Consider the following 12867-nt stretch of genomic DNA (forward strand, 5'->3'; position numbering starts at 1 on the left):
TGGGGCATGTCGCTCGGCACATGCCCCAACGGGCATGCCATGGCTGCTCGCTCGTGCTCCCCCTGTGGCCCGCCAGCCCGTATCGGCGAGCGCGCCACGAACGGCGCACCCGCGCACGGTATGAACTTCACCCGCGAGCGCGACGTGCCGAGGTCCACGCGCGAACGCGGCGTGCAGAGCCAGCCGCCGCGGAGCAGCTCCATCGGTCAGGTGGCCTGGCCGGCCCGACGTCGACCGCCGGCGTTCAAAATGCCCGAAAGGACATGTCCAAACGCCCATGTCCTTGGGGGCAAGGATTCAAGAGCATGCCCGAACGGGCAGCTCAGGTCGGCCGCGGCGAGGGCAGCTTCTTCGGCCCGGCGGCGCCCGGCGGGAGGGCGTGGTTGTCCTCGGCCAGCTTGCGCTCCATGCTGCGGATCTTCGCGGTCAAGAACGCCTCGGCGCCGGCGTACAGGCAGACGAAGGTCCACACCGGCGAGAGGTGGGTGATCCACGCGAGGCTCCACACCGCGAACACCAGCGAGGCGCGGCCGATGTCGCCGTTGAGCAGCTGGCCGGTGCCGGGCAGGAACAGGCTGAGCAGGCCGGCGGTCGCGGGCAGGCGCGGCTCCTCGTCCTCGAACGGCACGAGGGCTGTCTCTGCGGACAGGCGGGCCAGCAGCGCGTGCTCGCCGAGCTCCTGGGCCGCGGCGCGGAACTCGGCCTCGAGCTCGCCCTTGGTCTCGGGCGTCACGCCGTAGCGGACCACCGAGCCGCCGCCGATCGCCACCAGCATGCCGGCCTGGCGCATCGCCTCGAGCGCGTTCTCCACGTCCTGGCGGGGCGAGCCGAGCGCGTCGGCGGCCGAGGCCACAGTGAGGAAGTCGATCCGCGGGTCCGACAGCAGGCTCAAGATCCGCGCCGACAGCGGCGAATCGAGCGGGTCGGTCTCGCGGTACGGCGCCGGCTCGAGCGCCGCCGACTGGTCCCAGCCCACCCCGCGCCGCACCAGCGCTTGCGACTCCGGGGCCTCACGATCGGCCTCGAGCACGCCGTCACGCGTGAGGTCGGGGCGCAGGCGACGCGCGGTGCCGAGGGGTCGACGCCCCTTCGTGGGCCGGAGACGATTCATGAGAGAGCCAGAGTAGTCCGTCGTGAAGAGTTGTCACGGCCCGTCGCTCGCGCGGCCAGCCGCCTTCCGGATCACCATAGCAAATGTCGCGGAGCGTCGCCGCCGGACGTGCGGAGGACGACAATTTCGGGCAGCTTCGCGCCGCGGGTGAGCTCGCCGACGCGGCCCGGCGGACGCGCAGGGGGAGCGCCGTTCGAGCCCGCCCGGGCGGCCTCGGGCCCGCGCGACCCGCCCGTCGACGACCGCCGCTTTTGCCACCGCGGGAGCTCGCGCGCGAGACCCTGCCCGAGCGGGACATCTGCGGCGATGTGGACGGAACTGCGCGCGGGTCGTCACAGCGAGATCTGGCGCGACACCATGGTCCGGTCGCCGCCGTGCGAGGGAACTGACCAGGTCGGGCGCGCCGCCTTCAGCGCGTCGCCCGCCGCGGGGATGCCTTCCGACAGGTCCCAAACGACAGCCTCGACCGCGGCCTCGCTCCCCAGCTCGAGCGTCACCACCACGCCCTCCGGCGGCGGCGCGACGATCCCGTAGACCTCGCCGCCGGCGACGTACTTGCGCCGGTGCTCCGGATACGGCGGCAGGACGGTCCCGTTCATCGTCACGCTCCGCAGCATCGCGGCCTCGGGCACGAACATCGCCATCACCCGCGCGCCGCGGGCCGACCGCACGCGCACGACCACTCGCCGCCCCGTGTCCGGCGGCGGCTCCGGGTCGACCTCGAGCTCGGCCATGGGCGGCGCCAGCTCGGGCGGCGTCGACCCGGCCGGGGCGACGAAGCTCGGCGACTCGTCGGTGTCCCACGCGAACGCGGGCCCGGCCGGACCGAAGGCCGCGGCCGCTTGCAGCGTGGCCGGCAGCGGCGCGTCCGCGCCGACGACCCACCGCCCCGCGCCGCTGTCGGTGTCGAGGTGGTACAGCAGGCTCAGGCGTCGCGGTCGCGCCTCGCTGTACGCCGGCGAGGTGACGGCGATCGCGGTCGCCACCCCGCTGGCGAGCGCCAGCGCCACCACGAGCGGCCCGCGCGAGCGGCCCAGCCCGTGCCACAGCGGCGCCAGGAGCGAGGCCAGCAGCGCCAGCACCCCGGCCGCCGCCGGCCCCAGGCCGAACACCGCCTCGACCCGCACCGCCGCCTGCAGCCACATCAGCGCCGGCAACGCCAGGGCGAGGAGGACGATGAGTCCCGAGGGCCATGTCCTCCACGACATGTCTGAACGAGCCTGTCCTCGACGACATGCCCAAAACGCCAGCACGGCGGCGACCAGCACCGGCGGCAGCACGCCGACGCTCGCGCCCGGGAGCGCGACGGCGGTGAGCGCGGCGATCGCCGCCAGCCACAGCCACGGCCCGAGCCACAACCACGCGCGAGCGGCCGCGTCGGCGCGCGCGAGCGGCCCGACCACCGCGCCGCCGGCCGCCAGGACGGCCGTCCACAGCGCCACCCGGGCCGGCAGCGGGGCGGCGTGCCCGGCGACCTCGGCCGCGGTGAGCCAGGCGATCGCCGCCATCAAGCCGGCGCCGATCGCCGCCGGCACCCCGACGAGCGCCGCGAAGCCGAGCCCGCGCGCGACCCACGCCCGCCGATCGCCGCCGGCCTCGCGCGCGAGCCGACGCGCCGGCGGCACCAGCAGCACCAGCGCGAGCGCGGCGAGCCCGGGGATCCACATCGTCCGCAGGTGCAGCAGGCTCGCCCCGAGCGCGTCGACGTACACCCGCGAGCGCTCGGGCAGCGCGCCGAGGTCGGCCTCCGCCAGCGCCCGCACGGCCGCGAGCGCGGTGTCACCGAGGTGCTGCACGCTCGGGGCGTCGAGGTTGGCCAGGCGATCGAGCGGCGTGTGGTAGTGGGCCTTGTCCTCGCCGAAGCCGAAGTCGAGGGCCGGCCAGCCGGCGTTCTTGTAGACGGTGAAGTCGGTGTCGTAGGGCGTGAGTCCGTAGACCGCCCCGATCACGCTCGCGCCGTACGGCCGCGGCACCGCCTCGGCGATCGCCGCGATCAGGCCGTCGTTGTTCGCGGTGGTGCGCGTCAGCGAGGTGACGCCGCGCGTGCCCCCGGCGTCGAGGTTGATGACCGCGCCGATCGAGGCCGCGCGCGGGTGAGCGTCGACGAACGCCTGCGCGCCGAGCAGGCCCGACTCCTCGCCGTCGACCAGCACGAACACCACCGGGTTGCGCGGCCGCGGCCCCGCGAGCAGCGCCCGCGCCACCTCGAACGAGGCCGCCACGCCCGAGCCGTCGTCGCCGGCGCCCGGCCCGGCGGCGACCGAGTCGTGGTGCGCCGAGACCAGCAGCGCCGGCCCCTCCTCGCGCCCCGGCAGCGCCGCGACCACGTTCCACACCCGCCCGCAGCCGGCGCTGCGCGGCCCGCAGGCGAAGGCCTCCTGGACCTCGGCCTCGATCCCGAGCGCCGCGAACTCGGCCAGCATCCGCTCGCGCACGCCCGCCGCCGCGGCCGATCCGACCGGGTGGGGCACGTCGTCGCCGATCAGCCGCTCCAGCCGCGCGAGCGCACGTGTCGCAGAGAACATGTCCTCCGGGGCATCTTCTCCGCGCGCCGGCGGCGGCTCCAGCCGCGCCTGCACCAGCGCGAGCCCCCCGGCCAGCAGCGCCGCCGCGGCGACGAAGACCGCCGCGCCGCGCAGCCCGGACCCTCGCTCGCCGCTCGCAGTCACGCCCGCACGCTACCAGCTCGTGCGACCTCGCGCCACGTGCGGTCGGTGGTACGTATATGTCCGTCGGAGCATGTTCCAAAGAACATGCTCCGACCTCTCGCTCCAGAGCCCCGCTACCGCTTGCGGCGCGCGGCGATGGCGGCCACGCTCGGCAGCACCAGGATCGCGGTGATCGCCGCGATGCCGATGCCGAACACCGCGAGCACCCCGATCCCGCGCAGGCCGCCGGAGTCGGCGATGCAGAACGCGCCGAAGCCCATCGCGGTGGTCGCGGTGGCCGCACCGATGGCGGCGCCGGTCTCGCCGAGCGCGTGGGCGATCCCGCCGGCCTCGTCGCGCAGGTGGCGGATCCGGTCGGTCAAGTACACCCCGTTGTCGACGCCGATGCCGAGGATGGCCGGCAAGATCGGGATGTTGAACAGGGTGAAGCGGACGCCCGCGGCCGCCATCAGGCCGACCAGCCACAGCATCCCGAGCAGCAGCGGCGCCAGCGTCCACAGCGTGCGCGACAGCGAACGGATCTGCGCCACCACGATCACCGCGATCAGCACCAGCGCCATCGCCAGCACCGTCGGCGCCTCCGACTGCATCAGCTGGTACATCAGCGCGTAGACCGTGGTCTCGCCGACGAACAGCGCGTCGTCCGACTGCAGGCCCTCGACGCCCTCGGTGTACTTCGCCGTCTCCTCCATGAACTTGAGGCCCATGGAGATGTCGGCCGCGTCGAAGTTCGGGTAGGCGTAGACCGCGAAGCGGCCGTCCGGGCTGTACACCTTGTCGCGGATCGCCGGCGGCAGGCGCTCCACCGTCACCGGCTCCGCCTTGAGCATGTTCTGCAGCCGCCGCGCGTCCTCCGGCGTCAGCCCCTCGTCGGCGTCGTCGCCCTGGCCGGCCGCGCGCTCCTCGAGCCGCTTCCACGTGCGCTCGGGGATGTCGGACGTCATCGCCGCGATCGTCTCCTTGCGCCTGGCCGGATCGATCGCCGGGTCGGGCAGCAGGTCGGGCGCGCCGAGCAGCTCTGCTACTACGGTACCTGTCCCATCGGCCAGCCGCTTCTCCTGCACCCCGCGGGCCTGCGTCAGCACCGCCCGCGCCTGGTCGAGCGTCGACACCACCAGCACCCCGGCGTGGATGTCCTTGCCGAAGATCTTGCTGATGAGGAACACCTCGGGCTTGTACAGCGCGCGGGTGCGGGCCGACTGCAGCTCGCGCGTCGAGTTCTCGAACTCGGCCCTGGGCGCCATCACGGCCGCGCCGACGGTCAGCGCCGCCACCAGGCCCAGCATCAACCCCGGGCGCGCCAGCACCACCCGCGTCAACACCCCCGGCTGCGGGCGAGCAGCCTGCGGCTCGCCGACCCGCTTGACGCCGACGAGGCAGAGGATCGCCGGGTACACCGTGAGCATCGCCAGCAGGCACAGCGCGACGCCGAAGCCGGCGATCAGGCCGAACTCCTGGAACGCCGGGAACGCCGAGCTCGCCATCACCGCGAACGCGCCGAGCGTGGTCGCCGAGGCGATCAGCAGCGGGCCGATCAGGTTGGCGAAGGCGCGGGCGATCGCTTCGCGGTCGCCGCCGCGGCCCTGCTCCTCGCGCACGCGCACGAGGAAGTGGATGCCGGCGTCGATGCCCATGCCGACCACGACCGTCGAGATCAGGCTGGTGATCGCGTTGAGCCGGCCGAGGACGATCTGCGTCACCGCCATCGACCAGGTCACGCCGCACACCAGCGGCACCAGCAACGTCAGCACCGCGCGGCCGGAGCGGAACAGCAGGTAGAGGATGACGAGGACGCCGATCACCCCGAACGCGCCGCTGCGCAGCATGTCGCCGCGGATCGTCTCGCGCTCCTCGGCCTTGATCGTGTACGGGCCGACGACGCTGTAGTGGATGCCCGAGCCGGCCCACGGCGTGTTCGGCTCGTTCACCACCGCGGCCACGTCGGCGCGGATCTGGTTCGACACCGCTTCGGCGAAGTCGAGGTCGCTCGACGGCTGCGTCGGGTGGATCAGCAGCACCAGCGCGGAGATCTCGTCGCGCTCGAAGTAGTCCTTGAAGCTGGTGCGGGCCAGCGCTGCGTCCTGCTTGCTGCGGATGAAGGTGCGCAGGGCCTTCGGCGCCTCCGGGTCGGGCGCTTCGAGGCACACGTCCGGCTCGGCGCGGCACAGCTCGTAGTGCGTCCACGCCTGGAAGTGCTCGTCGAGCGCCTCCATCTCGGCGTCGCCGAGGTAGTAGAGCGCGTGCTCGGCGAAGAAGTCGCTGCGCAGCCGGTACTCGACGTCGCGCACCAGCGGGCTCTCGGCGGCCCGCTCGGCGATCGCGTCGGCGAGGGCGTGGCGCTGCTCCGGCGAGCCCTCCTTGATCACGACGTTGACGCTGCCGAGCGCGCCGAACGAGGTCTCGATGCGATCGATGCTGGCGAGGACGGGGTGGTCCTCGGGCAGCAGCGAGCGCAGGTCGCTGTCGACGCGCAGCAGCGACGAGAGGTAGACGGAGACGACGGTGAGGACCAGCGCCAGCGCGAGCACCAGGCGGTGCTGCGCGAGGACCCATGCGATCCACCGTTCACGCAGGCGCTTGTGCGAGGCCTCGGACACGGGCGGGGCCATCTTGCCCCAAGCGGCCGGCCGAGCGCGAGGTGCATGTGCACCGTCGCGCGCAGTGCGGGTGAGTTTGCCCGTCGAATTTTGCCACGCCGGCCCGCGGCCTCGGCCGACCGGGCCCCGAGGACAGCTGTCGGCCGCGAAAGGGGTCCTCAGCCGGCGGGGGTGGGCGCGTCCGCCGGCGCCCCTGCCACCGCGAGATCGGTCGGCGTGTCCGGCTGCGCCCCGGACAGGATCGCGTGGATGAAGGCCCGCACATGCGCCTCGACCCGCTGGGCGCCCGCCACGCTCAGGTGGATCCCGTCGCCCGCGCGGACCCGGACCGTCTTGCCCCCGGGCTCGCCGTCGGCGTCGAGCCGGTCGGTGTACCCGCCCCTGTCGTCGGCCAGCAGCCGCCAGATGTCGATGAAGTGCGCGTTGGGGCGGATCGCCATCTCGGCCCGGTAGATCGTGTTGACCCGCTGGACCCGCACGTGAAACTTCTCCGGCCGCATCACCGGCATGCCGATCCAGAACAGCGGCTTGCCGCCGGCGGCGACGATGTCGGCGAAGTCGTTGACGCGCCGCGCGTACTCCTCGGGCCACTCCGGCTCGGGCCAGGTGATCCAGCCCTTGTCCGGCATGCGCAGGCCCTGCACATCGTTGCCGCCGAACATCACGACCGCGGCGTCGGGCGTGAATTCGTCGACCTGCTTCTGCGCCTCTTTCGGCCAGGCGAAGAAGTCGGGGCGGGCCAGGCCGGTGCTGCTCTTGCCCTTGCGCCGGACCACGTAGCCGTGCTCCTTGCGCAGGCCGTTCTCGAGGAACAGGCCGACGCCGCCGGCGATCATGCTGTCGCCGACGATGAGGATGCGCTTTTTCGCCGGCTCGGCGGCGGACTCGGCCGCGCGCGACGGGCGGGGCAGGAGCGCGGCTCCGGCGGCGGCGGCGAGGCCGTGCAACCAGGTCCGACGTGAGCACTGGGGCGAGGGCAGGGTCCGCGGCGCCATGCGAGCGGAAGTGGTTATGACCCGAGCGGGCGACCTTCCGCAAGAAGGGCGTTCACGGCGCCTTGCTGGGCTGCGGGCCAGCGTGTATCTAACGCCGCGAGAGCCGGCCCCGCGATCGAATGCGCGCGACCGCCGGCCCGCGGGACCGTCCCCGCACGGTCCGCGGCCCGCCTGGCCACTCACTTTCCTGGCCGCTCATTCCCTGGCCGCTCCTGGCCGCTCATTTTCCTGGCCGTTCATTTTCCTGGCCGTTCATTTTCCTGGCCGCTCATTTTCCTGGCCGCCACCGACTCACCGGTCACCGACTCTCACGGCCTCCGGGCCGCCGACTTCACGCACCGACTTCACGGTCCTTCGGACCACTGATTGTGAGACCGCCGATGCAAGCCCACGAGGACGTCCAAAAGTTCATCGCCCACCTCGTCGCCAACAACAAGGTCATGCTCTTCATGAAGGGCAACAAGAGCTTCCCGCAGTGCGGCTTCTCGGCGGTGGTCGTCGAGATCCTCAAGAAGCACGCGGTGCCGTTCGAGACCTTCAACGTGCTGTCCGACCCGGCTGTGCGCGAGGGCGTCAAGCAGTTCGCCAGCTGGCCGACGATCCCTCAGCTCTACGTCAACGGCGAGTTCATCGGCGGTTGCGACATCGTCCGCGAGATGGACGCCAACGGCGAGCTCGAGGGCAAGCTCAAGGCCGCCACCGCGGCGGCCTGAGCCCGCGCGCCGCGCGTCCCGCCGATCAGCCCGGCGGATAGGTGCACACGCCGAACTTCATCATCTGCATCTCGGGGATGCCGATGTCTTCACACATCGACCCCTCGGGGCAGTTGTCGTTGGCGATCACGCACAGCAGGGCGCAGATGTCGGCCTGCTGGTCCATGTCGGTGTCGAAGGCGCAGACCGACTGGACTCCGGGGCCGAGGCCTTCGGGCTCGGGGCACATGCCCTGGCCCATGCACTTCGGCGCGCAGAACGAGCCCTTGACCTTGCCGCTGGTGCTGGTCTCGTCGACACACGCCGCGTTGCCGTCGCACTCGACGTTGTTGGCCACGCTGCAGCTCTCGTAGGGGCCGGTCGAGGGGATCACCATCATCGTCGTGGTGCCCTCGGTCTCGGTCTCGCCGGTGGTGGTGGTGGTGGTCGTCGTCGCCGTCTCCGTCGTGGTCGTCGCCGTGGTCTCTTCGGCGGTCGTGCTGGTGGTCGGCGTCGGACCGGTGGTGGGAATCGCCTCCGTGGCCGTCCCGGTGGTGGTCGTCGTGGTCTCCCCGGTGGTGGTCGTCGTGCTCGTCGCGGGCGTCTCCGTCGTCGTTGCCGGCTCCGTCGTGGTGCCGTTGGTGGTGCCTTCGGTCGCCGAGGTCGCGGGCTCCTTTTCGTTGCACGCGGCGAAAGCGAGCACCATGGAAAGAGAGAGAAGGGCGTTAGAGCGCATGAAACCGAACTCCTGGAAGGGGTTCGCGCGAGCGACGATGTGTACCGGCTCCCGCGATCCCGGTGTCAAGCGCTAGATACCCAGGTTGAAATGTAGTCTTCGTGGATCTGCCCGCTCGGCGGCCATGAAACAGCGGTCGGCGCGAGGTCTCACCCAGGCGATCGCGGAGGTGCGTGGTCAGCGAAACATCGGCTACGATCGGGGCTGAGAGCAAAAAGGAACGAGACGATCATGATTCGCCTACGAAGAGTGTTCGGTATCACCAGCTTCGCGGTCGCAGGGTTCTTGTTCGGCTGCTTCAGCGAAGACAGCGGCGAGTGCAGCGCGGGCGCGCCGTGTCCTCGCCGCGGCGAGGCGTGCGACGACACGACCAAGACGTGCGAGCTGCAGATGCTCGACGTCGACGGCACCGGGCCCGATCCCGCGCCGGCGGCCTTCACCGACACGTTGCCGTTCTTCCGCGGCACCGTCTGCGCGGCGACGAACATCCAGCCCGGCGACAAGATCCCGGTGAAGATCGAGATGTGCGTCGATCCCTGCGTTACCTCGAAGGGTCACAAGTTCAAGAGTCAGTACAAGTGCAACGGTTCGGTCTGCGAGGCGGCGCTGGTGGTGTACCTGCCCGACGCCGTCGGCGCGAACTGCCCGGCGAACGCGTTCGGCGAGTTCCCCAAGGCCAACTGCAAGTACGTCACGATCGAGGCCTCGGCCGGTCCGCTGTCGACCCAGAGCACCGGCGCGATCACCGGCACGGGCACCCTCGAGCTGCCCTTCCTCACCAACGAAGACGCCAAGGAGATCGGCGCGACCAATAACTTCGACGCGGTGTGGGAGGTGATCTACAAGTATCCGCAGGACTCTGGCCGCGTGTTCCAGCTGTCGATGAACACCAACAATCCGCCGGCGCCGCCCGACTGCAAGGACGCGGCGAAGTGCACCTGCAAGGAGATCGGCTTCTAGTGGTGCGAGCGCGGCATCTCGACGGTTCCTCGCGCCGCGATCCGGCAGGCGCGAGGAGGGCGCGAATCGGGCGAGACGGAGATCGAGCGAGAGCGGGTCGAAGCGCCCCTGTTGCGGCGAGGGTGCCGTCGCGGCGCGAAGAGGTCGGCGGCGTTCGTCGCACGCGCGGAGCGATCGCATGAGCCGCGAGCGCCCGAAGGTCGGCCTCGTGTTGTCCGGCGGCGGAGCTCGCGGCGCCTACGAGGTCGGTGTCCTGCGTTACATCCGCGAGCGGCTCCGCGGCGAGTCGCGCTTCGACATCATCACCGGCAGCAGCATCGGCGCGATCAACGGCGCCTACGTCGCGGCCACCGCCGACCGTCCGCGCGCGCAGGGGCGTCTGCTCGCGCGCGTGTGGACCGAGCTCGATCTCGACGAGGTGTGTCGGTTCGGCTGGACGCAGATGCGCAGCCTGCCGCAGGTGCTGTTCGGTCGCACCGGCGACAAGGTCGGGCACGGGCAGCAGATCGGCGGGCTCATCGATCCGCGCGCGATCCAGAACTTCGTGCGCGCGCGCCTGCCCTGGCGCGGGATCACCGAGAACCTGCATCACGGTCACCTCTCCGCGGTCGCCTGCACCGCGACCGAGGTCGCGACCGGGACCGTCACCACCTTCGTGCAGACGGCCGACGGCAAGCTGCCGCAGCGCTGGCCCGAGAGTCAGCGGCAGAACGTGGTGCTCACGCCGATCACTGCCTCGCACGCGCTGGCTTCGGGGGCGATCCCGGTGCTGTTCCCGGCCGTGCGGGTCGGCGATCTGCTGTACGCCGACGGCGGCCTCCGGCAGCAGACGCCGCTGCGACCGGCGATGCGCCTCGGCGCCACGCGGATGCTGGTGGTCAGCCTGCGCCACACCCCCGGCGACGAGGAGGTGCGGCAGATCCGTCAAGAGGCCGAGGGCACCTTCCCGAGCGCGATGTTCATGCTCGGCAAGGTGCTCAACGTGCTGCTGCTCGAGAAGGTCGAGGCCGACATCGATCGAGTGTCGCGGATGAACCAGATCCTCGCCGCCGGCGCGCGCGAGTTCGGGTCCGACTTCGCCCAGCGACTGGCGAACGGGATGCAGAAGGAGAAGAGCACGGCGTACGACACGATCGACACGCTGCTCATCCGCCCGAGCCAGGACATCGGCCGGATCGCGTTCGAGACGGTGCGTCGCACCGGTCTCAGCCGCTACTCGGGGATCGTCGCCCGCCTCATCCGCTGGGCGGTCGCGGCCGACGACGCCCGCCAGGAGAGCGACCTCGCGTCGTACCTGCTGTTCGACCCCGACTACTGCCGCCAGCTCATCGACCTCGGCTACCAGGACGCCGCCAGCCGCCACGCGGAGCTGATGGCGCTGTTCGATCGCTGAGCGGCCTGTCCCTCGGGACAGATCCTGAGAAGAGCGTCGGCCTGGCGTTGCGCAGGGGCGCGGGGCCCGGAGATTGTGGAGCGGTGACGGGGGCGCGCCGCAGCGGGTCCCCCGCGACGGCGGGCTCCCTCCCACTTCACGTGCTCGGCGGGGGGATGTCCTTTGGGACAGATGCCTTCGGCGAGCGCTGCCCTTCATGGCAGCGCGCCGCCTCGGTCCGCCACGGACGGCCAGCAAGACGGCCACTCGCTTCGCGCCGGCGCGCGGACTGTCTCGAAGGACAGCTCCTGCTACTTGGCCTTCTTCTTCTGCTTGGCGGCCTTCTTCGCCGCTTCTTTGTCGGCCTTGGCCTGGGCGGCGTCTTCGGCCTTGATGTGGGCCTCGATCTGCTGCTTGGCCGCGCACTGACAGAGGGTCGCGCCGCCGAACAGGTCCATGCAGGCGGCGGCGAGGTAACGCAGGGTGCTGTCGGGGCAGAAGTGGCCGAGCATCGTGCCGCAGAACTGGCTCTGCGTGGCGTCGTTGCTCTGACACTTGCACTTCGCGGGGTCGTTGAAGCACCCCTCGCGGGCGAACTTGACGCCGGCGGGCTTCTCCTTGGCCGGCAACGCGGTGGCGCGCTCGTTCTTGTAGAGCGCCTCTTCTTCGGCCGGGGAGACGGTCTGCGGCTCACCCGCGCGGGCGAGCGGGGCGAGCGCGAGGGACAGCACGAGCGCGAGGGGGACGCGGCGGAGGCAGGACATCATGGACACCTCGGGGCCGAGGGTACCACGGCCCCGGCCCGGCGGGCGGCCGCGAGAGCGCTTGCGCCCCGGCAGCGGGCTGTGCGATGCCCCGGGCATGCAGAAATCGTCCCACGACCACGCGGACCTCCAGGCCCGGATCGGCGAGGCGTTCGCCGATCGAACCTTGCTCAAAGACCAGGTGTACCGCGACGCCGTGGTGGAGACGATCGCCGCGCTCGACCGCGGCGAGCTGCGGGTCGCCACCCCGGGAGAGCCCGGAGAGGCGTGGACGGTCCACGCCTGGGTCAAGCAGGCGATCCTCCTCTACTTCGGGGTCTGCGAGATGAAGACGATCGAGCTCGGGCCCTACGAGTATTTCGACAAGATGCCGCTCAAGCGCGACTGGGCCCGCGCCGGCGTGCGCGTGGTCCCGCCGGCGACCGCTCGCCACGGCAGCTTCATCGAGGCCGGCGCGGTGCTGATGCCGAGCTACGTCAACATCGGCGCTTACGTCGGCTCGGGGACGATGGTCGACACCTGGGCGACCGTCGGCAGCTGCGCGCAGATCGGTCGCAACGTCCACCTGTCGGGCGGGGTCGGCATCGGCGGGGTGCTCGAGCCGCCGGGCGCCACGCCGGTGATCGTCGAGGACGGCTGCTTCCTCGGCTCGCGCGCGATCGTCGTCGAGGGCGTCCACCTCGAGCGCGAGGTCGTCCTCGGCGCCAACGTCACCCTCACCGCGTCGACGCCGATCCTCGACGTCACCGGCCCCGAGCCCGTCACCCACAAGGGCCGCGTCCCCGCCCGCTCCGTGGTGGTCCCCGGCACCCGCCCCAAGCGCTTCCCCGCCGGCGAGTTCCAGATCGCCTGCGCCCTCATCATCGGCCGCCGCAAAGAGAGCACCGACGAGCGCACCAGTTTGAATCAGGCCCTGCGCGACTTCGACGTGCCGGTCTGAATTCTTCTTCGAGGGGCATGTCCGCAAGAGC

Annotated in this window: 10 protein-coding genes; 4 read left to right on the forward strand and 6 right to left on the reverse strand. The window is 71.6% G+C overall.

What is annotated here, in order from left to right; all coding sequences use genetic code 11:
- Positions 1–322: 322 nt before the first annotated feature.
- From O0S08_RS48905 to O0S08_RS48920, 4 genes are all read right to left on the reverse strand, one after another.
- Entirely contained in the window at positions 323–1111 is a 789-nt protein-coding gene (locus O0S08_RS48905) for a hypothetical protein (RefSeq protein ID WP_269036441.1), read from the reverse strand.
- Positions 1112–1443: 332 nt separating this feature from the next.
- Complete coding sequence (locus tag O0S08_RS48910; RefSeq protein ID WP_269036442.1) at positions 1444–3780, reverse strand: M20/M25/M40 family metallo-hydrolase; 2337 nt, start codon at positions 3778–3780, stop codon at positions 1444–1446.
- A 113-nt stretch (positions 3781–3893) separates the two neighbouring features.
- On the reverse strand, positions 3894–6377 hold the full coding sequence (locus O0S08_RS48915) for an efflux RND transporter permease subunit (RefSeq protein ID WP_269036443.1): 2484 nt from the start codon (positions 6375–6377) through the stop codon (positions 3894–3896).
- A 158-nt stretch (positions 6378–6535) separates the two neighbouring features.
- Entirely contained in the window at positions 6536–7372 is an 837-nt protein-coding gene (locus tag O0S08_RS48920) for an SGNH/GDSL hydrolase family protein (RefSeq protein WP_269036444.1), read from the reverse strand.
- 380 nt (positions 7373–7752) lie between these two features.
- On the opposite strand from O0S08_RS48920, the gene grxD reads away from it, so the two are divergent.
- Positions 7753–8085: a Grx4 family monothiol glutaredoxin gene (grxD, locus tag O0S08_RS48925; RefSeq protein ID WP_269036445.1), complete on the forward strand. Its 333-nt coding sequence runs from the start codon at positions 7753–7755 to the stop codon at positions 8083–8085.
- A 25-nt stretch (positions 8086–8110) separates the two neighbouring features.
- Here the strand turns inward: grxD and O0S08_RS48930 are convergent, their stop codons facing one another.
- Entirely contained in the window at positions 8111–8770 is a 660-nt protein-coding gene (locus O0S08_RS48930) for a hypothetical protein (RefSeq protein ID WP_269036446.1), read from the reverse strand.
- Between the two features lie 261 nt (positions 8771–9031).
- Here O0S08_RS48930 and O0S08_RS48935 point away from each other — a divergent pair, with 261 nt between their 5' ends.
- Together O0S08_RS48935 and O0S08_RS48940 are read left to right on the forward strand one after the other, a co-directional pair.
- A complete protein-coding gene (locus O0S08_RS48935; RefSeq protein ID WP_269036447.1) occupies positions 9032–9760 on the forward strand; it encodes a hypothetical protein in 729 nt (242 codons plus the stop codon).
- A 178-nt stretch (positions 9761–9938) separates the two neighbouring features.
- The gene (locus O0S08_RS48940; protein WP_269036448.1) at positions 9939–11153 is read left to right on the forward strand and encodes a patatin-like phospholipase family protein; all 1215 of its coding nucleotides are present in this window, start codon (positions 9939–9941) and stop codon (positions 11151–11153) included.
- 290 nt (positions 11154–11443) lie between these two features.
- Here O0S08_RS48940 and O0S08_RS48945 read toward each other — a convergent pair whose 3' ends face one another.
- Positions 11444–11905 (reverse strand): hypothetical protein, encoded by a 462-nt coding sequence (locus tag O0S08_RS48945; protein WP_269036449.1) that lies wholly within the window; start codon positions 11903–11905, stop codon positions 11444–11446.
- Between the two features lie 88 nt (positions 11906–11993).
- Between O0S08_RS48945 and O0S08_RS48950 the strand changes: the two genes are divergently transcribed.
- The gene (locus O0S08_RS48950) at positions 11994–12836 is read left to right on the forward strand and encodes a 2,3,4,5-tetrahydropyridine-2,6-dicarboxylate N-succinyltransferase (RefSeq protein WP_269036450.1); all 843 of its coding nucleotides are present in this window, start codon (positions 11994–11996) and stop codon (positions 12834–12836) included.
- Positions 12837–12867: the final 31 nt, after the last annotated feature.

The organism is Nannocystis punicea, from assembly GCF_026965555.1.
In the GTDB taxonomy this organism is placed as follows: domain Bacteria; phylum Myxococcota_A; class Polyangia; order Nannocystales; family Nannocystaceae; genus Nannocystis; species Nannocystis punicea.

What these genes read in the sequence shown, in the direction of transcription:
- O0S08_RS48920 (WP_269036444.1), bottom strand. Translation starts at nt 7,372, where the DNA reads ATGGCGCCGCGGACCCTGCCCTCGCCCCAGTGCTCACGTCGGACCTGG.
- O0S08_RS48930 (WP_269036446.1), bottom strand. Translation starts at nt 8,770, where the DNA reads ATGGTGCTCGCTTTCGCCGCGTGCAACGAAAAGGAGCCCGCGACCTCG.
- O0S08_RS48905 (WP_269036441.1), bottom strand. Translation starts at nt 1,111, where the DNA reads ATGAATCGTCTCCGGCCCACGAAGGGGCGTCGACCCCTCGGCACCGCG.
- O0S08_RS48935 (WP_269036447.1), top strand. Translation starts at nt 9,032, where the DNA reads ATGATTCGCCTACGAAGAGTGTTCGGTATCACCAGCTTCGCGGTCGCA.
- O0S08_RS48950 (WP_269036450.1), top strand. Translation starts at nt 11,994, where the DNA reads ATGCAGAAATCGTCCCACGACCACGCGGACCTCCAGGCCCGGATCGGC.
- O0S08_RS48940 (WP_269036448.1), top strand. Translation starts at nt 9,939, where the DNA reads ATGAGCCGCGAGCGCCCGAAGGTCGGCCTCGTGTTGTCCGGCGGCGGA.
- grxD (WP_269036445.1), top strand. Translation starts at nt 7,753, where the DNA reads ATGCAAGCCCACGAGGACGTCCAAAAGTTCATCGCCCACCTCGTCGCC.